Origin of the sequence: Sphingomonas gellani (genome assembly GCF_900110035.1) — a bacterium.
Taxonomy (GTDB): domain Bacteria; phylum Pseudomonadota; class Alphaproteobacteria; order Sphingomonadales; family Sphingomonadaceae; genus Sphingomonas; species Sphingomonas gellani.
In genome coordinates this window covers 309,485-328,742 of sequence record NZ_FOCF01000001.1, presented here as the reverse complement: position 1 = coordinate 328,742, position 19,258 = coordinate 309,485, and the positions used below count along the sequence as shown (strand labels likewise).

Below are 19,258 nucleotides of genomic sequence, written 5' to 3'. Positions count from 1 at the left end.
GCGATCCGCTGATAGGACGTGACGCTTGCGATGCAAACCGTCGCCGCTAGGGTCCCGGCCGATGGCCGACAGCGATCCGTCCCCCACCAGCTTTTCGCAAGGGCATCGCGCCCGCCTGCGCAAGCGCTTGCTAGAGGCCGGCGGCCTGCTCGATCACGAGTTGATCGAGTATCTGCTCGCCCTCGCCATTCCGCGCCGCGACACCAAGCCTCTTGCCCATGCCTTGCTGCGCGAGTTCGGCGGTATCGGCGGCGTTCTGACTGCCGATGCGGAAGCGCTCGGTCGCGTGTCCGGCATGGGCGACACATCGGTCGCGGCGGTGAAGATCGCGCATGCCGCGGCGATCCGCCTGCTTCAGGCCGACGTCGCGGATCGGCCCGTTCTCGCCAACTGGCAGGCACTGCTGGACTACCTGCGCGCGGACATGGCGCATCACGCCATCGAGCGGTTCCGCGTCCTTCATCTCAACACCCGCAACATGCTGATCCGGGACGAGGTGATGAGCGAAGGGTCGATCGACCAGGCCGCGGTTCATGTGCGCGAGGTGATCCGTCGCGCCATCGACCTGGGGTCGGCGGCGATCATCCTGGTCCACAACCACCCGTCCGGCGATCCGTCGCCCAGCCGGGCCGATATCGACGTGACCCGCTCCATCGCGGACGTGGCGAAGCGGCTGGGCATATCCGTCCACGACCACATCATCATGGGCGCCAGCGGCCACGTGTCACTCCGCGCACAGGGCCTGATCTAAGCCTGGAGCGCCCGCGCGGATCAGCCCTGCCGAACCTGCGACAACAGGCCCAGCAGTTCCGCCTTGCTTAACATCTGGTTGTGGTCCGTGTCGGCCCGGTCGAACGCCGCCGTGACCCAGGCACGCGTGGCGGGATTGTCAGCGGCGGCGCTCGGGTCTGACTGCGCCTTCAGCGGAACCATCCAGCCGGCGAACTCCGACCGGTCCAGCGCGCCGTTGCCGTCCCGGTCATGCGCCGGGAAATCGCGATCGACCGCCCGGACCACCTGCTCGCCGGTCACGCCCGCCAGCGAGAAGCGGTCCGCCGCCGGATTGCCCTCTGCGTTGCTCGCATGCCCTTCGACCGGCGCAGCGATCAGCGCCGCGGTGGTCATCATCAGTGTCTTCAACATAAGACGCGTTCCATGTTCGGGCCCGCACCGCCGTTTATTCGGCTCGGCCGGACCGCGTTCCTCGCCCCTGTTCGACGCTAGGTGGGGGTCGCAGCACGTGGTTTGAACCCGCCGCTCCGCGCTGCTAACGCCGCGCAGGATAGCGCCCGCGCCAGGGCGTGCCCCGCCCACGACAAGGTACAAAGATGGTCCCCCGCTATTCCCGCCCCGCCATGACCGCCCTCTGGACGCCGGAGGCGCGCTTCCGCATCTGGTTCGAGATCGAGGCGCACGCGACGGAGGCGTTGGCGGACTTAGGCGTGGTGCCGAAATCCGCGGCCGATGCGCTGTGGCGCTGGTGGGACACGAACCCCGCGATCGACGTGGCCGCGATCGACGCGATCGAGGCGGTGACCAAGCACGACGTGATCGCCTTCCTCACCTGGGTCGCGGAGCAGGTCGGCGACGAGGCGCGCTTCATGCACCAGGGGATGACGTCGTCAGACGTTCTCGACACCTGTCTCGCGGTGCAATTGGCGCGCGCCAGCGACATCCTGCTCGCCGACCTGGACGCGCTGCTCGCCGTGCTGGAACGCCGCGCGCGCGAACACAAGATGACCCCCACCATCGGCCGCAGCCATGGCATCCACGCCGAACCCGTCACCTTCGGCCTGAAGCTCGCGGAGGCGCATGCCGAATTCGCGCGTTGTCGCACGCGGCTGGAACATGCCCGTGCGGATATCGCCACCTGTGCCATTTCCGGCGCGGTTGGGACCTTCGCCAACATCGATCCCCGCGTCGAAGAGCATGTCGCAGCCAAGCTGGGCCTGTCGGTGGAACCAGTCTCGACCCAGGTCATCCCGCGCGACCGCCATGCGATGTTCTTCGCCACGCTGGGCGTCATCGCCTCGTCGATCGAGCGGCTGGCGACCGAGGTCCGCCATCTGCAACGGACCGAGGTGCTGGAGGCGGAGGAGTATTTCTCCCCCGGCCAGAAGGGGTCGTCCGCCATGCCGCACAAGCGCAATCCGGTGTTGACCGAAAACCTGACCGGTCTAGCCCGCATGGTGCGGGGTTACGTCACGCCGGCCTTGGAGAATGTCGCGCTGTGGCATGAGCGTGACATCAGCCACTCGTCGGTCGAGCGGTATATCGGACCCGACGCGACGATCACGCTGGACTTCGCTCTCGCGCGCCTGACCGGCGTGATCGACAAGCTGCTCGTCTATCCGGAGCGCATGCAGAAGAACCTCGACCGCATGGGTGGTCTGGTCCATTCGCAGCGCGTCCTGCTGGCGCTGACCCAGGCCGGTGTCAGCCGGGAGGATGCATATCGGCTGGTCCAGCGCAACGCGATGCGGGTTTGGGAATCGGACGGCGCCCTGTCGCTGCTCGAATTGCTCAAGGCGGACGAGGAGGTCACCGCCGCCCTCACGCCCGAGCAGATCGAGGCCAAATTCGACCTCGGCTACCACCTCAAACATGTCGACACGATCTTCGCCCGGGTGTTCGGGGCCGCCTGATTGCATTTAACGCAATTGCGATTGCGGGCAATAATGTTGCGCGCATGAGCAATGAATCACATATGCGCCGAGCCGGTCAGTTACCGGCTTCGGAGACCCAACCATGCGCATGTTCGAGACCGTGACCAGCACCGCGCTGGCCATCGCGGCCCAGGCGCTGGTGGTCGGGGTGGTTCTGACCACCCTTTGATCCATCGGCCCCCGCCCCTCCCAAACGGGGGGCGGCAAGGGCCGGCGGGTCTCGCGCCAATACCTAGTTGCCGGCCCGCCTTACGGGTGATGTGTTACGCGACGTGCGGCGGAAGCCAAGATCGCGCCGTCCGGCTATAGCGGCATTCCGATCGCGCCTAAGCTCAGCACATAACGCCGACCAGGTCGGCCCGCAGCCTAGCAACATAAGCAAGGCACGGGCCTCGTAGGCGGTTCAGTTGATCCAGAGACAAAGCGCAGTGTCTGCAACCGCATCATGCACGCTGAACAGCTAAAAAGTCAGCATCCGCCCGCGGACACCTGCCCCCTGCAAACAGCACCCCGCCGAAGCAGCAGGACGACACACAGGCCGTCTCCGGCCAGTGTGCCGCACGTATCAACCGCCGATCGCCTGCTTCAGCTTGGCGAAGAAGCCCTGGCTCTCGGGGCACTCCTCGCCAGTCTCCGTTTCGCGGAACGCCTGCAACAATTCCTTCTGTCGCGTGGAGAGGCGCGTCGGCGTTTCCACCTCGATCTGGATCACCAGATCGCCGGCGCCACGACCCTGCAACACCGGCATGCCGGCGCCGCGTTGACGCAGCTGCTTGCCCGACTGGATACCCGCCGGAATCCTGATCTCATGCTCTTGTCCATCGAGACCAGGGATCGACAAAGCCCCACCCAGCGCGGCGGTGGTGAAGCTGATCGGTGCGCGCGCGAACAAGGTCGTGCCTTCACGCTCGAAGATCGCATGCCGCTTCACATGAAGGAAGATGTACAGGTCGCCGGGCGGTGCACCGCGTGCGCCCGCCTCGCCCTCGCCCGTCAGACGAACACGCGTGCCCTCGTCCACACCGGGCGGCACGTTCACGGCCAGCGTCTTCGTCTTCTCGACACGCCCCTCGCCGCGACAATCGCCGCAGGGGTCGGCGATGACCTGACCCGAACCCTGACACACCGGACACGGCCGCTCGACCACAAAAAAGCCTTGCTGGGCACGCACCTTGCCGTGCCCCGCACAGGTCTGGCAGGTGCGAACGCTGGTGCCAGGCTTCGCACCGGTGCCCTGACACGTGTCGCACGGCGCCGAAACGTCGACGGTGATGTCGGTCGACTTGCCGTGGAACGCTTCCTCAAGCGAGATTTCCATGTCGTAACGCAGGTCGGCGCCACGTCGCGGTCCGGCACGGCCACCGCGTGACCCGCCGCCCATGAATTCGCCGAACACGCTTTCGAAGATGTCGGAAAAGGCGCCGAAGTCCTGCGCCCCGCCCGCGCCGCCCTGCTGCTGAAACGCGGCATGGCCGTACCGGTCATAGGCCGCACGCTTCTGCGGGTCCTTCAACACCTCATAGGCTTCGGACACGGCCTTGAACTTGGCCTCCGAATCCTTGCACCCGGCGTTACGATCCGGGTGATATTTCATCGCGAGCTTGCGATAGGACGACTTGATGGTGCCGTCGTCCGCTGTGCGCTCGCATTCGAGCAGCTCGTAATAATCGACAGTGGTGGTCATGCCCGCCCCGAACGGCACCGCCCCGCCCCGAATGCCGGCTCATCGGAACCGGTTTCGGGACGGGGCGACACCATGACTGGTTACGCCTTGTGGCTGTCGTCGACTTCCGAGAACTCGGCGTCGACCACGTCGTCGCCGCCGGTCTGGCCGTCGGTCGATCCACCCTGCGGCGAGGCTTCCGCCTGCTGCTGCTTCTCGTAGATCGCCTGACCCAGCTTCATCGCCACCTGGGCCAGGGCCTGGCTCTTCTCATTCATCTGGTCAGGATCATTCGACTCGACCGCCTTCTTGGCTTCATCGATCGCCGCCTGGATTTCCGACTTCAGGCTGTCGTCGACCTTGTCGCCATTGTCGGCCAGCTGACGCTCGGTGGTGTGGATCAGGCTTTCGGCGTTGTTCTTCGCCTCGGCCGATGCACGCCGCTTCTTGTCCTCCTCGGCGAACTGCTCGGCGTCGCGCACCATCTGGTCGATGTCGCTGTCCGAGAGGCCACCGGAGGCCTGGATGCGGATCTGCTGCTCCTTGCCGGTGCCCTTGTCCTTCGCGGACACATTGACCAGACCGTTGGCGTCGATGTCGAACGTCACCTCGATCTGCGGCACGCCGCGCGGCGCCGGCGGGATGCCGACCAGGTCGAACTGACCCAGCAGCTTGTTGTCCGCCGCCATCTCACGCTCGCCCTGGAACACGCGGATCGTCACGGCGCCCTGGTTGTCGTCGGCCGTCGAATAGACCTGCGACTTCTTGGTCGGGATCGTCGTGTTGCGATCGATCATGCGGGTGAACACGCCGCCCAGCGTCTCGATACCTAGCGACAACGGCGTCACGTCGAGCAGCAGCACGTCCTTGACGTCACCCTGCAATACGCCCGCCTGAATGGCGGCGCCCATCGCCACGACCTCGTCCGGGTTGACGCCGGTGTGCGGATCCTTGCCGAAGAACTGCTTCACCACCTCACGCACGCGCGGCATGCGGGTCATGCCGCCGACCAGCACCACTTCGCTGATCTCGCTGGACGAGGTACCGGCATCGGCCATCGCCTTCTTGCACGGCTCCAGCGTCCGCTTGATCAGGTCCTCGACCAGACGCTCCAGATCGGCGCGGCTGATCGTCTTGACCAGATGCTTCGGGCCGTTCTGGTCGGCGGTGATGAAGGGCAGGTTGACCTCGGTCGACTGCGCGGACGACAGCTCGATCTTCGCCTTCTCGGCCGCTTCCTTCAGACGCTGCAGCGCCAGCTTGTCCTTGGTGAGGTCGATGCCCTCATCTTTCTGGAAGCCCTGCGCCAGGAAATCGACGATCTTGTTGTCGAAGTCCTCGCCGCCCAGGAAGGTGTCACCGTTGGTCGCCTTCACCTCGAACACGCCGTCGCCGATCTCCAGGATCGAGACGTCGAACGTACCGCCGCCAAGGTCGTAGACTGCGATCGTCTTGCCGTCCTGCTTCTCCAGGCCATAGGCAAGGGCCGCCGCCGTCGGCTCGTTGATGATGCGCAGCACCTCAAGGCCCGCGATCTGGCCGGCGTCCTTGGTCGCCTGACGCTGAGCGTCGTTGAAATACGCGGGCACGGTAATGACCGCCTGGGTCACCGTCTCACCGAGATACGCCTCGGCGGTTTCCTTCATCTTCTGAAGCGTGAAGGCGCTGATCTGCGACGGCGAGTAATCCTTGCCGCCCGCATTGACCCATGCGTCGCCATTGCTGCCGCGCACGATCTTGTACGGGACCAGCTCGGTGTCCTTCTTGGTCACCGGATCGTCGAAACGGCGACCGATCAGGCGCTTCACCGCGAAGATGGTGTTGTCGCCGTTGGTCACCGCCTGGCGCTTCGCCGGCTGGCCGACCAGCCGCTCGCCATCCTTGGCGAACGCGACGATCGACGGCGTGGTACGCGCGCCTTCCGCATTCTCGATCACCTTGGGCTTGCCGCCCTCCATCACCGAGACGCAGCTGTTGGTGGTGCCGAGGTCGATGCCGATAACTTTAGCCATAAAGCGCTTTTCTGCCCCTCAGAAGAAGTCAATCCTGTAGAAGGTGGCGTCCCGTTACGGCGGCGCAACCTCCTCTGCTGAGCCGGGATATAGGAGGGGTTCGGCTTGCCGCAAGAACCTGTGGAACCTAGGGACGCCCCCTGTTTTCCCGAAGCGGGAGGAGTGTTGCGTAATGGGTATGCCGGCAAAAGGATCGATCGGAGGCGCGGCCGCGGCGCTGGCCCTGATGCTGGGAGCATGCAGCGCACCGCCGAAGCTGTCCGTCGACAATGCATGGGTGCGCCTGTCCGCGGTGCCGAACGGCCCCGCCGCCGCCTATTTCACGCTGCATGGCGGGCGCACGGATGCGACCCTGATCAGCGTATCCGCCGATGTCGCGGTCCGCAGCGAGATGCACGAAAGCATGACCGGCGCGCGGGGCATGAGCGGGATGCACCCGCTCGACCGCGTCGTGGTTCCGGCGGAGGGTGACGTCGCGTTCGCGCCCGGTGGTCGGCACGTCATGCTGTTCAACGTCAATCCGGGTATCCGGCCCGGCGGCCACCGCGTCCTGCTGACCCTGACCTTTGCCGATGGCCGCCGCCTGCAACGCAACGCCACCGTGCTGGGCGCGGGCGACGAGGCGGCGGAGTGATCGCGCCGGCAACGACGGATGGCAAAGCCGCCGCGCGGGGTTTGACGCAGGGTGAGATGGTGCTGGCGCGCGGCATCTTCGGTGATGCGGTGGATTATAATCGGGTAAAGCTGGCCCGGCGCAAATGGGCGTTCTTCCAGCCGCGCGACCGCGTCATGGCGCCGTCGGGGTGCATCCACTTCCATCCACAAAGCAACATCTGGCACGACGACTTCACCGCCGCGCCGCTGACGTTGCAGGGCCTGTTCATCCACGAAATGGTGCACATCTGGCAGCATCAGCGCGGTGTCTACCTGCCGCTCGCGCGCCATCCCTTCTGCCGGTACGACTATGCGCTGAAGCCCGGGCAGGCGTTCACCCGATACGGTCTGGAGCAACAGGCGGAGATCGTGCGCCACGCTTTCCTGCTGCGGCGTGGCCAGGTGGTGCCCGGCGCGCCGCCGCTCGCCCAATATGAGAGCCTGCTGCCGTTCCGTCGCAAGCCGGCTTAGCGAAATCTTGACGGGCCGAGCATTAGCATCGGCCCGTCATGAATCCGCTGACCCCCGACACAACGGTCATGCCTCCGCACGCTGGCGCAGTCCGGCGCGATCGGCTGGCCGCGCTGGACGGACTGCGCGGCCTGTCGGCACTGGCTGTCTGCCTGTTCCACTATACCTATATGGTGCAGTTCATGATCCCCGGCGCGCCGCTTCCCGCGGCCCAGGTCTGGTGGGGATGTTACGGGGTGCAGCTGTTCTTCGCCATTTCCGGCTTCGTCATCCTCGGCAGCCTGGCGCGCACACGCAACGTGCCGTCGTTCGCACGCGCACGCGCCATGCGGCTGTTGCCGGAATATTGGATCGCCATGACCGTCACGGCCGCGCTGCTGGCATTGCTAGGCCCGACGCGGTTGCAGGTGTCCCCGATTGACTGGTTGTGGAACCTGCCGATGCTGCAACTATGGTCCATGACACCTATGATCGACGGGGTGTACTGGTCCCTGAACCTGGAGGTCGGCTTCTACGCCGCCATGGCGCTGATCTGGCGGCTTGGCGGGACCCGTCGGATTGAGACGGTGGTCCTGTGCTGGCTGGGCGTGAAGTGGCTGTTCTGGCTGACGGAGCCCAACTTCCGCCTCGCGCTGCTGTTCCTGACCGATCAGGCGGCGTTCTTCGCCATCGGCCTCGTCACCTATCGCGTCTGGTCGGGCGAGCGGCATTGGACCGAGCAGCTGCCGGTGATCGCGGCGATCGGGGTGACGGTGTTCCTGACCGATCCCATCCACGCGCATTGGTTGTTCCTGGGCATGGTACCGCTGTTCCTGCTGCTGGCAAAAGGGCGGCTCGGCTGGCTGGCGCATCCGGTGCTGATATGGATGGGGTGGCTGTCCTATCCCTTTTACCTGCTTCACGGTGCGATCGGTTATGCGGTCATCGCTCGCCTGGAGTCCGTTGGCATCGGCCCTCTCCTCGCCACACTCGTTGCATTGGCACTCACCGGATCGCTCGCGTTCGGCGTGGCTACGTTGTGTGAGCGCGCTCGCGCACTGGCAGCGCGCCGAGCCACTAAACGCCCGTCGGCAACGGCTGCGCCGGCACTCGCCTGACCAACGGCATCGGTACAGCCGTTCCCTATCCCGTGATGCGGTGAGAGTAGCTGTTAAGACTCTCCCGTTACACTGAAATTCCATGTTGCCCGCCGACTCGCCGCGACGCTTCCAGGCGCTCCATGCAGACGCGGCCACCGTGCCGGCGTTGGCGGAAATATGGGCCCTGCTCGCCGCCGACATCGAGCATCAGACCCGTGAGTTCTGCCGTGACGGCCTGGCGGATCAACTCCATGGGGAGCAACAGGCCCGCTACGAGCACGAGATCGCCTTTACCCGGCGCAAGTTCCTGGGGCCGTTCGATGCCGCCTTCGACAAGGAGATGGTGGCCAGGGGCCGAACATTCGTCGCGCATGGCGGGGACGAGGACGACTATGTCGATGGCCTGACGGCCAATTACCAGTTGCGCCGCACCCTACTCGCCGAGCGACTGGCTGGCGATCCGGATCGAGCGACACGGCTGTCGGAGGCCTTGTTCGTACTGGCGACGATCGACATCCGCGCCTTTTCCGCCGGCGTCGCGGAGCATCATGCGCGGCGGGAACGGGCGATGCGCAGCGCCATGGAATATACGATGGACGAGGCGGATCGGATCGTCTCGTCGATCGAAAAGGTCAGCCGTCAGACCAACCTCCTCGCCCTCAACGCGGCGATAGAGGCGGCCCGGGCCGGGGACCATGGCCGCGGCTTTGCCGTCGTCGCGCAAGAGGTGAAGCGGCTGGCGCAAGCCACGCGGGAGGCGACCGGCGCCGCCCGCACGCTGTTGTCGGGCCGAAAGACCCAGGCGGCCGCCTAGCCGCAAACACACCACCCGGCGCCCCGCCGTTTCAGGCAGGGCGCGGGTCAGACACCGTCAGTCTGGCTTCTTCGCCACCCCGACCAGAGCGGGGCGCAACAGGCGGTCCTTGATCATGTACCCGGCCTGCATCTCCGTCACCACCGTGCCGGGTTCGGCGTCGGCGGTCGGCATCTCCATCATCGCCTGATGCTTGTTGGGGTCAAGGGTCGCACCCATTGCCTGGATGCGCGTAATGCCGTTGCGCGCGAAGACGCTCTCCAACTCGCGCCCGGTCGCCTCCAGCCCGGTGACGAGGCCCTTCAGCTTTTCGTCCGCGCGCATCTCGGCGGGGATCGCCGCCAGTCCGCGCGACAGATTGTCCGCCACCGACAGGATGTCGCGAGCGAAGCCGGTCGCTGCATAGGCGCGCGCGTCCGTCGCCTCACGCTCGGCACGCCGGCGCACATTTTCGACCTCTGCGCGCGCATACAGCGTCTGCTGCTTCGATTCGGCCAGTTGCGCTTCCAGTTCGGCGATCCGTCCCTGCGCCTGATCGTGCTCGGCCACTTCCGGCGCGGAGCCGGCGGTTTCCGCGCGCAGGTCCTCCGTTTCCGGGGTCGTGCCATCGTTATCAACTATGCGGGTATCGGTCATGTGTTTCCCTGTACGCCCATGAAGCGGGCAAGCGTTGCCGCGGTGAAGTCCACCATGGGCACGACCCGCGCATAGTTCAACCGCGTCGGGCCGATCACACCCACCACGCCGACCACCCGACCGTCGACCCCGCGAAACGGTCGCGCGATCACCGAAGAGCCGGACAGCGCGAACAGCTTGTTCTCTGCGCCGATAAAGATGCGGGTCGCATCGCCGGCCCGCGCCGAATCGAGCAGGCTGGCGATCTCCTGCTTCCCCTCCAGGTCGTCCAGCAGGCTGCGCACCCGCTCAAGGTCGGCCGTTGCCGCCGCGTCGATCAACCGACCCTGCCCGCGCACGATCAACACGGGCCGCCGCTCGCCATCCTCGCTCCACACCGCCAGCCCACGCTCGACCAGCGCGCGCGCGGCGCCGTCCAGCGCGGCGCGGCTGTCGGACAGCTCGCGTTCCAGCCGGTGCCGGGCGTCCGACAGGGTCAGGCCGGACACCGTCGCTGACAAGAAATTCCCGGCCTCCGTCAGCGCCGATCCGCCCAACCCTTCGGGTATGGCGAGCACCCGGTTCTCGACCGACCCGTCCTCGCTGACCAGCACCGCCAAGGCCTGCGTCGCGGACAAGGGCACGAAGCCGATCTGGCGCAGCCGCACCTCGCGCTTTGGCACCAGCACCAGCCCGGCACAGGCCGACAATCCCGACAGGGCGGCGGTCGTCGCGGCCAACGCCTCCTCGACCGGCCCACCGCCGCTCGCCCGCGCCTCGATCGCGGCACGCTCCTCGACGCTGGGCTCCGCCACCTGCATCATGCCGTCGACGAACAGGCGCAGGCCACGTTCGCTCGGCATGCGCCCGGCACTGGCATGCGGCGACGCGAGCAGGCCACGCTCCTCCAGTTCCTGCATCACGCCGCGGATGGAGGCGGGCGACAGGTTCAGCCCGGCGCGCTGCGCGATCGTCTTGGACCCGATCGGACCGCCGGTCGCCAGATACGCGTCGACCACCACGCGGAAGATGTCGCGGGCGCGGTCGTTCAGTTCGGTGATAGGCGGCACGACCATGGCTGTGATCTAGGGCCTCAACGCTTCCCCACCAAGTCACCTATCGGGAGCAGACCGGGCGCGGCGCGCAACGCGTCGGCGATCTGCCGGTTGTCACGGGCGCAGCCATAGTTGAACGTCAGGCTGCTGACCCCGCCCGCGCCCTGCCACCGCACGGTCGCGCCCGGCATGTCGGTGGCGAAGTCGGTGCAGCCGGGCTTGCCGGGCGTGATCTCGCGATCGCCCTCGGTGCGCACCTTCGCCAGCGCGGCAGTGAACGCCCGCACCTGTTCCGGAGTCGCCTGGAACCGGCGCTCACCGGCCACGGCAGTGAATTTTTCGCCGTTAAAGACGCCCTGCCCGTCCGGCCCCACGGTCACGGTGTAGACCGGGCAGGTGCCGAAGCACATCGCGGTCGCATAGCTGATCGTCTCGCCGCCGCGCGGCACGCGGTGGTGCGCGCATCCTGCCAGCGCCCCTGCCATGCCCAGCATCGCCCATGCTGCCGTCGCCATCCGCATTCCCGGTCTCCCTGTTCCGTCGCGCCTCGCCTCTGGCGTGGCCGTGCCGACCCGTCTAGGGCCGCGAACCTGAACGGAAAGGAACACATCATGCGCCCCAGCGGCCGCGCCCCCGACCAGATGCGCGCGATCACCATCGAACCCCGCTTCACCCGCCATGCGGAGGGATCGGTTCTGATCGGCTTCGGCGATACGAAGGTGCTGGTCACCGCCTCCGTCGAGGAGCGTGTCCCACCCTTTCTTCGCGGCAAGGGAGAGGGCTGGGTCACCGCCGAGTACGGCATGCTGCCCCGCGCCACCCATACCCGCTCCAGCCGCGAGGCGGCGAAGGGTAAGCAATCGGGCCGGACACAGGAAATCCAGCGCCTGATCGGCCGATCGCTGCGCGCCGTGACAGACCTGAAGCTGCTCGGCGAGCGGCAGATCACGCTGGATTGCGACGTGATCCAGGCGGACGGCGGCACGCGCACGGCCTCCATCTCCGGCGCATGGGTGGCGCTGCGCATGGCGATCGATGGTCTGATGCGCGACGGCAAGCTGACCACCGATCCGTTACAGCAAAAGGTCGCAGCCGTGTCCTGCGGCATCTATGAGGGCACGCCCGTGCTCGACCTCGATTACGACGAGGATTCGAACGCGCACGCCGACGGCAATTTCGTGTTGCTGGAGGATGGCCGCTTCGCAGAGGTGCAGGCGACCGCAGAGGGTGCCTGCTACGACGAGGAGGCGCTGCTGCGCCTGCTGCGCCTTGCCCGCATGGGCGCGACGGAGATCTTCGCCGCGCAGGATCTGGCGGTCGGGCGATGAGCGTGCGCGACGAAGGACGCCAGGCGATCCGCAAGCTGAAACCCGGCAGGCTGGTGATCGCCAGCCACAATGCCGGCAAGGTGCGCGAGATTCGCGACCTGCTCGCCCCCTATGGCATCGACGCGGTGTCGGCGGCGGAGCTGGACCTGCCGGAGCCGGAGGAAACGGGCACCACCTTCGTCGCGAATGCAGAATTGAAGGCGATGCAGGCCGCAGACCTGTCGGGGCTGCCCGCCCTGGCCGACGACAGCGGCCTGTGCGTCGACGCGCTAAACGGCGACCCGGGCGTGTACACCGCGAACTGGGCGGAAACCCCGAACGGGCGCGACTGGAACCTGGCGATGCAGAAGGTGGAGGACGCCCTGTCGACCAAGGGTCCCGACGCCAGCCGCGACGCGCATTTCGTTTGCGTCCTGGCGCTCGCCTGGCCCGATGGTCACGTCGAGTGGTTCGAGGGGCGTGCCGAGGGGCGGCTGACCTGGCCGCCGCGCGGCACGGTCGGTTTCGGGTACGACCCCGTCTTCGTACCGCACGGTCACGAGCGCAGCTATGCCGAGCTGGACCCGGCCGAAAAGCACGCGATCAGCCACCGTGCCGACGCGTTCCGCCAGCTGGTCTCGGCGGTCTTCTGATCGGCGCCTCTTCGGCTCAGTCGCTGATCGTCCAGCCCAGCTTGGCGTCGCGACCCCTGACCGGCTGATTGGCCTTCAAGGCGCGGGCGAAGCGCTGTTGCGCGGCGGTTTCAGCGGGCGCTTGGGTCGGCGGCAACGAAGCCGTCACGACCCGACGAATCGGCAGAACGTCGGTCATGACGCTGCCGCCAGTGCCCTGCCGCTGTTCGGCCGTGCCGATCCTACCCAGGCCATAGGGCGACTGATAGACGGCCCGCCCGACGCCGTCCCTCGCATGGGGCACCTGCACGCCCGGCTGCGTACCGTCGACGCCGCGCAGTGCCGCCAGCAGGCGGTCGACACTCGCCATGTAACAGCTTTTGACGAAGCGTGGCGGGCAGGCGACCGGCGGGGTCGCGGCATGGCTGGGCACCGCGTACACGAACGCCTGATTGATGCCGCGCGCGCGGATGGTCCGGCCGCCCAGCAGATAGACATAGGCGTACCCCTGCTCGCGCGCCCGCTCGGCCATGCGATGGATGGCGACAGCCGCGGCATCGCCGGTCCGCACGGCCGCGTCGACCCGCCAGGACCCGTCCTTGTCGAACCGATCCTCGTAGCCGAACTTGTAACCGACACCGTGCCAACGCTTGGCCGGACCGTAAAAGGGCGCAGTCTGTGCAAAGGCTGGTTGCGCCAGCGCGAGCAGCAACAGAGAGGGCCATAGACGCGTCATTGCCGATCCTCCGCTCGATCGGTGTGCACCTACCGATCCGGCTTAACGCGGCGTTGTCACGTCAGAACGCGCGCACGCCCACGACATTACCCGCCGGCCAGTAACGACACACCAGAAAATCATCGGTCCGGTTGCTCGCCACGGCACATCCAACCCGCGAACTGCCGCGCCAGACGATCTGGCTGTAATGTGCGGTCGCATGCCAGTTGCCGGCCCGGCTGATCGCGGGAACCGCGGCGTTGACGTACTGCGCGCGCTCACCGGACCAATAGTTGATCATCTCGTCATATCCATAAGCGTCGTGCGTGCCGGTCCACAAATTCTCGCCCTCCTGATCGGGCCCGACCGACTGCACCGCATGTTCGAACCGGCCGGTGCGCGCCAATGCCTGTGCATAGGAGAGCGCATGGGCTGCCAGACGATCGTCCCAGCTGAGCGGCTGGACGCCGACTTCCTGACGTGCGCGGTTATGAGCGGCCAGCAACGCCTGTTGCATGAACGGCTCGCCACGCTGCACCGGCCTGGCGTCGGGCCAGGGCTCCACAACCCGCGTCGGCGCGTCCTCGCATGCGATCAGCAGCACGGCGGCGATCAAGGCCAGGTGGCGTTTCGACATGCGACCACCCATAGGTCGAAATCATGAACGCCTTTTTACCGACGACCGACGAGCCCCTTGCCCTGTACGTGCACTGGCCGTTCTGCGTCGCCAAATGCCCTTATTGCGATTTCAACAGCCATGTTCGCGCGCAGGTCGACCAGGACCGCTGGCGCGACGCCTTGCTTGCGGACCTCGCGCATGAGGCAGCGATGCTGCCGGGGCGGCGGATCGGGTCGGTGTTCTTCGGCGGCGGTACGCCGTCACTGATGCCGCCAGCCACCGTCGCCGCCGTGCTGGACGCGGCGGAGCGGGCCTGGGGATTCGATCCAGGGGTAGAGATCACGCTGGAGGCCAACCCTTCCTCGGTGGAGGCGGCGCGCTTCGCGGACATTGCGGCGGCAGGGGTGAACCGCGTCTCGCTGGGCATCCAGGCGCTGGACGACGAAGCCCTGCGCTTCCTCGGCCGCGCGCATGACGCAGCGGAGGCGCTGTCCGCGATTCGCGTCGCGCAGGAGAACTTCGCCCGCGTCTCGCTCGACTTCATCTACGCCCGCCCGGATCAATCGCTGCCGGCATGGCAGGCGGAGCTGACCCGCGCCCTGTCCTTTGGCACCGAGCATCTGTCGCTGTATCAACTCACCATCGAACCGGGCACGCGCTTCGCCACCGACGCAGCGGCTGGGCGGCTGCACATCCCCGATGGCGATGCCGCCGCCGATTTGTTCGAGGCGACAAGGGCGATGACCGCCGCCGCCGGCCTGCCGGCCTATGAGACGTCGAACCATGCCCAACCGGGGGCGGAGAGCCGGCACAACCTGACCTATTGGCGGTACGGCGATTATGCCGGCATCGGTCCGGGCGCACATGGCCGGCGCGGACGCCTGGCCACGGTGCGGCGCAAGAAGCCGGAGAACTGGCTGGCGGCGGTCGACCGCAACGGCCACGGCATCGAGGTGGAGGAGCCGCTGTCCCCCGCGACCCGCGCGACGGAGGCGCTGGTGATGGGCCTGCGCCTGTCGGAGGGCGTGTCGCTGGCCCGCGTCGGGTCACTAGCGGGCGGCGAAGCGCCGATCGACGCGCGCGCGCTCGAAACCTTGTCGGCTCAGGGCTTCGTCGCGAGGGAGGGCGACCGGCTCCGTGTCACGGAGGCCGGCGCCTTGTTGCTGGACGCGATCCTGCCGATGCTGGTCGCTGAGGCGCCGGTCAGCGCGTGAAGCCGCCCGGCGCGGGAGAGACCACGACGACGCTGCCGCCGCGAATCTCCTGCACCTCCAGCGCGCGTTCGGCCACGCTGTCCCGGCCGAAGCGGAACGCGCCATCGATCCCCGCAAAGCCGCCCGGATCGCGCAGCCGCGCTTCGGGGAACGGGCGGTTGATCGGCCAGTCCCGCGCGATCCGGACGGTCAGCAGCACCGCGTCATAACCCAGGCTGGACAGGCGGTACGGCGCGGTGCCGAAGCGCGCGCGGTATTTGGTGGCATATTGCCGGTACAGATCGTCCGACACGCTGGCGAACCATGCACCGTTCAGCGCCGTGCGGCCGCCGATCGACGCTTCGGAGTTCCACAATTCGGTGCCGAGCAGATGCACGCCGGGGCTGGCCCGCCGCACGCCCGCAGCCGAAGCGGCAGCCGTCGCGCCGGAATCCGCCACCAGCACCGCGCCATAGGGTGCCTTCGCGTTCAGGCGCGCGACCGCAGCCGGGATCGTACCCCGCGCATAGGTCTGGAGCGAGTTCACCTGGCCGCCCGCTTCCTCCACGGCGCGCAGGAACGCTGTCGACGCGCGCTCTCCGTACAAGCCGTTCGGGACCAGCCCGGCAAAGCTGGTGACGCCGCGCCCCTTGGCGTAATCCACCACCCGCGCGATCGACTGGGCCGGTGCATAGCCCATCAGGTACGCGCCGTTGCCGGCCACGCCCGTGTCGTTGGAAAAGCTGAGCAGGGGTACACCCGCCGCACGTGCCACCGGCAACGCCGCGCGCACATCCTCGGCCAGCAACGGCCCCAGGATCAACTGCGCCCCATCGGCGATCGCCCGCTGCGCCGCCGCCGCCGCGCCGCTCGCCGTGTCGTAATTGGTGATGCGCAACTGGTCGCTGCCCGTGTCCAGCGCCGCGAGCATGGTGGCGTTCGCGATCGACTGACCCACGCCCGCATTGCTGCCCGACAGAGGCACCAGCAACGCGATCCGGTGGCGTGCGACATCGTTCGGGATGCCCGGCTCGACACCCGGCTGTGGGCGCTCGGCGGGGCGACCGGCGCTCGGCCGCTGCGTCGTCGGCGCCTCGACCGGCCCGCGCGGGACCAGCGTCTGACACGCGCCCAGCAGGCACGCGGCCGCCAATGCCGTCCAGCGCCGCCAGCGCCCGCCGCGCGTTGCGGCCCGTTGCGTCCCGCCGTTCGGCTCTGCCATGACCATACCCATGATTCCCCTTGATCCCGGCCTGTACATCGTTGCGACGCCGATCGGCAATCTCGGCGACCTGTCGCCGCGTGCCGCCGATATCCTGTCGAGAGCCGACCTGCTGGCGGTGGAGGACAGCCGCGTCACCGCCGGCCTGTTGCGCCACATCGGGGTGAAGCGCCCCATGCAGCCCTATCACGACCACAATGCCGATCAGGTGCGCCCCGCGCTTCTCGCACGCCTGGCGACCGAGGCGGTGGCGCTCGTATCCGACGCCGGCACGCCCCTGATCTCCGACCCCGGTTACAAGCTGGTCCGGGATGCACGGGCGGCAGGGCATATGGTGGTGACGATCCCTGGCCCTTGTGCCGCGGTCGCCGCGCTGACGCTGGCCGGCCTGCCCACCGACCGCTTCCTGTTCATGGGCTTTCTGCCGGCCAAGGAAAAGGCGCGCGCCGACGCGGTGGCGGAGGTGGCGACGGTGCGCGCCACGCTGGTCTTGTACGAATCGGGTCCGCGCCTGTCCGCCTGCCTGTCCGCCCTGGCGACGGGGCTAGGCGACCGCGAGGCGGCGGTGACGCGGGAGATCACCAAGCGTTTCGAGGAGGCCGTGACCGGCACCCTGTCCGCCCTGGCCGCCAGGTATGAAAACGCCCCGCCCAAGGGCGAGATCGTCATCGTCGTCGCACCACCGGGCGATCCGGCGCCGGCCAGCATGGAGGACGCCGATGCCGCGCTCGCCGAAGCGCTTACCCGCCTCCCCGCCTCCAAGGCCGCAGGCGACGTCGCCAAACGGCTCGGGCTGGATCGCAAGGCGCTCTACGCCCGCGCGCTGGAGATGAAGGCCGCCGCATCGGACTGAGCGGTTGAACAAGGTATTGCGGCAAGATGACTGATGCCAATGCTGAGCCCGGCGTGCTCGCAGCAATCGGCAGGCAGCATAATCGTCGCTTAGCAGGCTGATAGCCCTCACGTTGACTTAGCCGCTTGGCTCCAGCCCTCTGAGGCGGGTTGCTCTGCCGATCAGGCATAGCCTTGCGCGAAAGCGCAGGTTCCGGCACGCCGACAGCATGCGCACCGCCTCACCCCGACAACCCCGCTCGCGCCAGAGCCGGCTGGCAGCGGAGGAGGCCGGGCGTCGCGGAGAGCGGCTGGCCGGATGGTGGCTGCGGCTGAAGGGCTGGCGCATCCTTGATCGCCGGGTCCGCACTCCTGCTGGCGAGGTCGACCTGGTCGCCCGGCGTGGCAACCTGGTCGCGTTCGTGGAGGTCAAGACCCGCGCTACCGCCGCCGAGCTGGACTTCGCCATCGATCATGGTCGCCTCGCGCGCGTGGCGGCGGCGGCGGAGGTGCTGATGCCCGTCTATGCCGGACCGGGCGACGACATCCGCGTCGACGTGGTTCTGCTCGCCCCGGGCACCCGGCCGCGCCACATCGAGAACGCCTGGATCGGATGAGCGCGGCGCGCAGGCTGTCCTGCCGGGGAACGACAGCCTAGATGAACACGATGACGCGATTCGCGCTCCCACGCCGGACATGAAGCGGCCGCCGGCCGTTATCCGCCCGTTACGCCAGCATCCCAGGGAACACGCATGACCCTTTCCGTCGCCGTCCAGATGGACCCGCTCGCCACGATCAACATCGCGGGCGATTCGACCTTCGCATTGATGCTGTCGGCGCAAGCGCGGGGTCATCGCCTGTTCCATTATCTGGCCGAGGATCTGAACTACAGCGACGGACGCGTGTGGGCGAAGGCTCATCCCGTCACGGTCGAGCGGGTGGAGGGCGCGCATTTCCGGTTCGGCGATACCGTGTCGCTCGATCTGGGTGAGGACGCGGACGTGGTGCTGATGCGTCAGGACCCACCCTTCGACTTGGGCTACATCACAGCGACCCATCTGCTGGAGCGGATCGCCGACCGGACGCTGGTGGTCAACGATCCCGCCTCCGTCCGCAATGCGCCGGAAAAGGTCTTCGTCCTCGACTATGCCCGTTTCATGCCGCCGACGCTGGTCACGCGTTCGCTGGATGAGGCGCGGGCGTTCCTGGCGGCGCATGGCGAGATCGTCGTAAAGCCGCTGCACGGCAACGGGGGCAAGGCGATCTTCCGCGTCGGCTCCGACGGCGCCAACCTGTCCGCCCTGATGGAGGTGTTCAACCAGACCTGGCGCGAACCGCACATGGTGCAGGCCTTCCTGCCTGCGGTGGCGAAGGGGGACAAGCGCATCGTGCTGATCGACGGGGAGGTCGCGGGCGCGATCAACCGCCTGCCGGGAGAGGGAGAGATCCGATCCAATCTGGCGGTGGGCGGTTCGGCCGAAAAGACCGAACTTACGCCGCGCGAGCAGGAGATCTGCGAGGCGCTCGGTCCGGAATTGAAGCGGCGGGGCCTGTTGTTCGTCGGCATCGACGTCATCGGCGGCGAGTGGCTGACGGAGATCAACGTCACCTCCCCCACCGGCATCGTCGCCATCGAACGGTTCGACGGCACTGACGTCGCCGGCCTGATCTGGGACGCGATCGAACGAAGGGTGACCGCGCGGGGCTGAA

General features: G+C 67.5%; 21 protein-coding genes. 12 read left to right on the top strand and 9 right to left on the bottom strand.

What is annotated here, in order from left to right; genetic code table 11:
• The first annotated feature begins 61 nt into the window (after positions 1-61).
• Positions 62-751: a RadC family protein gene (gene radC, locus BMX37_RS01725; protein WP_093663740.1), complete on the top strand. Its 690-nt coding sequence runs from the start codon at positions 62-64 to the stop codon at positions 749-751.
• 20 nt (positions 752-771) lie between these two features.
• Here radC and BMX37_RS01720 read toward each other — a convergent pair whose 3' ends face one another.
• Positions 772-1,143 carry a hypothetical protein gene (locus BMX37_RS01720; protein ID WP_093663739.1) on the bottom strand — a complete coding sequence of 124 codons (372 nt, stop codon included), beginning with the start codon at positions 1,141-1,143 and terminating at the stop codon, positions 772-774.
• A gap of 185 nt (positions 1,144-1,328) precedes the next feature.
• On the opposite strand from BMX37_RS01720, the gene purB reads away from it, so the two are divergent.
• A complete protein-coding gene (purB, locus tag BMX37_RS01715; RefSeq protein ID WP_093663738.1) occupies positions 1,329-2,645 on the top strand; it encodes an adenylosuccinate lyase in 1,317 nt (438 codons plus the stop codon).
• 586 nt (positions 2,646-3,231) lie between these two features.
• On the opposite strand, the gene dnaJ is transcribed toward purB, so the two are convergent.
• Positions 3,232-4,350 carry a molecular chaperone DnaJ gene (gene dnaJ, locus BMX37_RS01710; RefSeq protein ID WP_093664224.1) on the bottom strand — a complete coding sequence of 373 codons (1,119 nt, stop codon included), beginning with the start codon at positions 4,348-4,350 and terminating at the stop codon, positions 3,232-3,234.
• Positions 4,351-4,430: 80 nt separating this feature from the next.
• Positions 4,431-6,341 carry a molecular chaperone DnaK gene (gene dnaK / locus BMX37_RS01705; protein WP_093663737.1) on the bottom strand — a complete coding sequence of 637 codons (1,911 nt, stop codon included), beginning with the start codon at positions 6,339-6,341 and terminating at the stop codon, positions 4,431-4,433.
• Between the two features lie 172 nt (positions 6,342-6,513).
• Between dnaK and BMX37_RS01700 the strand changes: the two genes are divergently transcribed.
• The 4 genes from BMX37_RS01700 to BMX37_RS19370 all read left to right on the top strand — a co-directional run bounded on the left by BMX37_RS01700 (position 6,514) and on the right by BMX37_RS19370 (position 9,359).
• Positions 6,514-6,975 carry a copper chaperone PCu(A)C gene (locus BMX37_RS01700; RefSeq protein ID WP_093663736.1) on the top strand — a complete coding sequence of 154 codons (462 nt, stop codon included), beginning with the start codon at positions 6,514-6,516 and terminating at the stop codon, positions 6,973-6,975.
• A gap of 56 nt (positions 6,976-7,031) precedes the next feature.
• The gene (locus tag BMX37_RS01695) at positions 7,032-7,466 is read left to right on the top strand and encodes a vgr related protein (protein WP_093664223.1); all 435 of its coding nucleotides are present in this window, start codon (positions 7,032-7,034) and stop codon (positions 7,464-7,466) included.
• Between the two features lie 38 nt (positions 7,467-7,504).
• The gene (locus BMX37_RS01690) at positions 7,505-8,563 is read left to right on the top strand and encodes an acyltransferase family protein (protein ID WP_093663735.1); all 1,059 of its coding nucleotides are present in this window, start codon (positions 7,505-7,507) and stop codon (positions 8,561-8,563) included.
• An 82-nt stretch (positions 8,564-8,645) separates the two neighbouring features.
• Positions 8,646-9,359: a methyl-accepting chemotaxis protein gene (locus tag BMX37_RS19370; RefSeq protein ID WP_093663734.1), complete on the top strand. Its 714-nt coding sequence runs from the start codon at positions 8,646-8,648 to the stop codon at positions 9,357-9,359.
• 57 nt (positions 9,360-9,416) lie between these two features.
• Here the strand turns inward: BMX37_RS19370 and grpE are convergent, their stop codons facing one another.
• Genes grpE through BMX37_RS01670 form a run of 3 tightly spaced genes read right to left on the bottom strand, consistent with a single transcriptional unit; the run spans position 9,417 to position 11,550 of the window.
• Positions 9,417-9,995 carry a nucleotide exchange factor GrpE gene (gene grpE, locus BMX37_RS01680; RefSeq protein ID WP_093663733.1) on the bottom strand — a complete coding sequence of 193 codons (579 nt, stop codon included), beginning with the start codon at positions 9,993-9,995 and terminating at the stop codon, positions 9,417-9,419.
• Positions 9,992-11,050, bottom strand: a complete 1,059-nt coding sequence (hrcA, locus tag BMX37_RS01675; protein ID WP_093663732.1) for a heat-inducible transcriptional repressor HrcA — start codon at positions 11,048-11,050, stop codon at positions 9,992-9,994. The genes grpE and hrcA overlap by 4 nt, the downstream gene beginning before the upstream one ends.
• A 17-nt stretch (positions 11,051-11,067) precedes the next feature.
• On the bottom strand, positions 11,068-11,550 hold the full coding sequence (locus tag BMX37_RS01670) for a DUF6438 domain-containing protein (RefSeq protein WP_139197932.1): 483 nt from the start codon (positions 11,548-11,550) through the stop codon (positions 11,068-11,070).
• A gap of 90 nt (positions 11,551-11,640) precedes the next feature.
• On the opposite strand from BMX37_RS01670, the gene rph reads away from it, so the two are divergent.
• Both rph and rdgB read left to right on the top strand, forming a co-directional pair.
• The gene (gene rph / locus BMX37_RS01665; RefSeq protein ID WP_093663730.1) at positions 11,641-12,357 is read left to right on the top strand and encodes a ribonuclease PH; all 717 of its coding nucleotides are present in this window, start codon (positions 11,641-11,643) and stop codon (positions 12,355-12,357) included.
• Positions 12,354-12,989 (top strand): RdgB/HAM1 family non-canonical purine NTP pyrophosphatase, encoded by a 636-nt coding sequence (rdgB, locus tag BMX37_RS01660; protein ID WP_093663729.1) that lies wholly within the window; start codon positions 12,354-12,356, stop codon positions 12,987-12,989. The genes rph and rdgB overlap by 4 nt, the downstream gene beginning before the upstream one ends.
• Before the next feature lie 16 nt (positions 12,990-13,005).
• Here the strand turns inward: rdgB and BMX37_RS01655 are convergent, their stop codons facing one another.
• Entirely contained in the window at positions 13,006-13,704 is a 699-nt protein-coding gene (locus BMX37_RS01655) for a hypothetical protein (RefSeq protein WP_139197930.1), read from the bottom strand.
• A gap of 61 nt (positions 13,705-13,765) precedes the next feature.
• Positions 13,766-14,320: a CAP domain-containing protein gene (locus BMX37_RS01650; protein WP_244501337.1), complete on the bottom strand. Its 555-nt coding sequence runs from the start codon at positions 14,318-14,320 to the stop codon at positions 13,766-13,768.
• Between the two features lie 23 nt (positions 14,321-14,343).
• Between BMX37_RS01650 and hemW the strand changes: the two genes are divergently transcribed.
• Complete coding sequence (hemW, locus tag BMX37_RS01645) at positions 14,344-15,516, top strand: radical SAM family heme chaperone HemW (protein WP_093663726.1); 1,173 nt, start codon at positions 14,344-14,346, stop codon at positions 15,514-15,516.
• On the opposite strand, the gene BMX37_RS01640 is transcribed toward hemW, so the two are convergent.
• Positions 15,506-16,723, bottom strand: a complete 1,218-nt coding sequence (locus BMX37_RS01640) for a penicillin-binding protein activator (RefSeq protein ID WP_244501375.1) — start codon at positions 16,721-16,723, stop codon at positions 15,506-15,508. The genes hemW and BMX37_RS01640 overlap by 11 nt on opposite strands.
• Between BMX37_RS01640 and rsmI the strand changes: the two genes are divergently transcribed.
• The 3 genes from rsmI to gshB all read left to right on the top strand — a co-directional run bounded on the left by rsmI (position 16,716) and on the right by gshB (position 19,257).
• Positions 16,716-17,570 carry a 16S rRNA (cytidine(1402)-2'-O)-methyltransferase gene (gene rsmI / locus BMX37_RS01635; protein WP_093663725.1) on the top strand — a complete coding sequence of 285 codons (855 nt, stop codon included), beginning with the start codon at positions 16,716-16,718 and terminating at the stop codon, positions 17,568-17,570. The genes BMX37_RS01640 and rsmI overlap by 8 nt on opposite strands.
• A 208-nt stretch (positions 17,571-17,778) precedes the next feature.
• The gene (locus BMX37_RS01630) at positions 17,779-18,165 is read left to right on the top strand and encodes a YraN family protein (RefSeq protein WP_093663724.1); all 387 of its coding nucleotides are present in this window, start codon (positions 17,779-17,781) and stop codon (positions 18,163-18,165) included.
• 135 nt (positions 18,166-18,300) lie between these two features.
• Complete coding sequence (gshB, locus tag BMX37_RS01625) at positions 18,301-19,257, top strand: glutathione synthase (RefSeq protein ID WP_093663723.1); 957 nt, start codon at positions 18,301-18,303, stop codon at positions 19,255-19,257.
• The last annotated feature ends 1 nt before the right edge of the window (position 19,258 follow it).

What these genes read in the sequence shown, in the direction of transcription:
- rdgB (WP_093663729.1), top strand. Translation starts at nt 12,354, where the DNA reads ATGAGCGTGCGCGACGAAGGACGCCAGGCGATCCGCAAGCTGAAACCC.
- BMX37_RS01720 (WP_093663739.1), bottom strand. Translation starts at nt 1,143, where the DNA reads ATGTTGAAGACACTGATGATGACCACCGCGGCGCTGATCGCTGCGCCG.
- hemW (WP_093663726.1), top strand. Translation starts at nt 14,344, where the DNA reads ATGAACGCCTTTTTACCGACGACCGACGAGCCCCTTGCCCTGTACGTG.
- grpE (WP_093663733.1), bottom strand. Translation starts at nt 9,995, where the DNA reads ATGACCGATACCCGCATAGTTGATAACGATGGCACGACCCCGGAAACG.
- BMX37_RS01655 (WP_139197930.1), bottom strand. Translation starts at nt 13,704, where the DNA reads ATGACGCGTCTATGGCCCTCTCTGTTGCTGCTCGCGCTGGCGCAACCA.
- gshB (WP_093663723.1), top strand. Translation starts at nt 18,301, where the DNA reads ATGACCCTTTCCGTCGCCGTCCAGATGGACCCGCTCGCCACGATCAAC.
- dnaJ (WP_093664224.1), bottom strand. Translation starts at nt 4,350, where the DNA reads ATGACCACCACTGTCGATTATTACGAGCTGCTCGAATGCGAGCGCACA.
- BMX37_RS01700 (WP_093663736.1), top strand. Translation starts at nt 6,514, where the DNA reads ATGGGTATGCCGGCAAAAGGATCGATCGGAGGCGCGGCCGCGGCGCTG.
- hrcA (WP_093663732.1), bottom strand. Translation starts at nt 11,050, where the DNA reads ATGGTCGTGCCGCCTATCACCGAACTGAACGACCGCGCCCGCGACATC.
- BMX37_RS01690 (WP_093663735.1), top strand. Translation starts at nt 7,505, where the DNA reads ATGAATCCGCTGACCCCCGACACAACGGTCATGCCTCCGCACGCTGGC.
- purB (WP_093663738.1), top strand. Translation starts at nt 1,329, where the DNA reads ATGGTCCCCCGCTATTCCCGCCCCGCCATGACCGCCCTCTGGACGCCG.
- BMX37_RS01670 (WP_139197932.1), bottom strand. Translation starts at nt 11,550, where the DNA reads ATGCGGATGGCGACGGCAGCATGGGCGATGCTGGGCATGGCAGGGGCG.
- radC (WP_093663740.1), top strand. Translation starts at nt 62, where the DNA reads ATGGCCGACAGCGATCCGTCCCCCACCAGCTTTTCGCAAGGGCATCGC.
- BMX37_RS19370 (WP_093663734.1), top strand. Translation starts at nt 8,646, where the DNA reads ATGTTGCCCGCCGACTCGCCGCGACGCTTCCAGGCGCTCCATGCAGAC.
- BMX37_RS01695 (WP_093664223.1), top strand. Translation starts at nt 7,032, where the DNA reads ATGGTGCTGGCGCGCGGCATCTTCGGTGATGCGGTGGATTATAATCGG.
- BMX37_RS01630 (WP_093663724.1), top strand. Translation starts at nt 17,779, where the DNA reads ATGCGCACCGCCTCACCCCGACAACCCCGCTCGCGCCAGAGCCGGCTG.
- rsmI (WP_093663725.1), top strand. Translation starts at nt 16,716, where the DNA reads ATGACCATACCCATGATTCCCCTTGATCCCGGCCTGTACATCGTTGCG.
- BMX37_RS01640 (WP_244501375.1), bottom strand. Translation starts at nt 16,723, where the DNA reads ATGGTCATGGCAGAGCCGAACGGCGGGACGCAACGGGCCGCAACGCGC.
- dnaK (WP_093663737.1), bottom strand. Translation starts at nt 6,341, where the DNA reads ATGGCTAAAGTTATCGGCATCGACCTCGGCACCACCAACAGCTGCGTC.
- BMX37_RS01650 (WP_244501337.1), bottom strand. Translation starts at nt 14,320, where the DNA reads ATGTCGAAACGCCACCTGGCCTTGATCGCCGCCGTGCTGCTGATCGCA.
- rph (WP_093663730.1), top strand. Translation starts at nt 11,641, where the DNA reads ATGCGCCCCAGCGGCCGCGCCCCCGACCAGATGCGCGCGATCACCATC.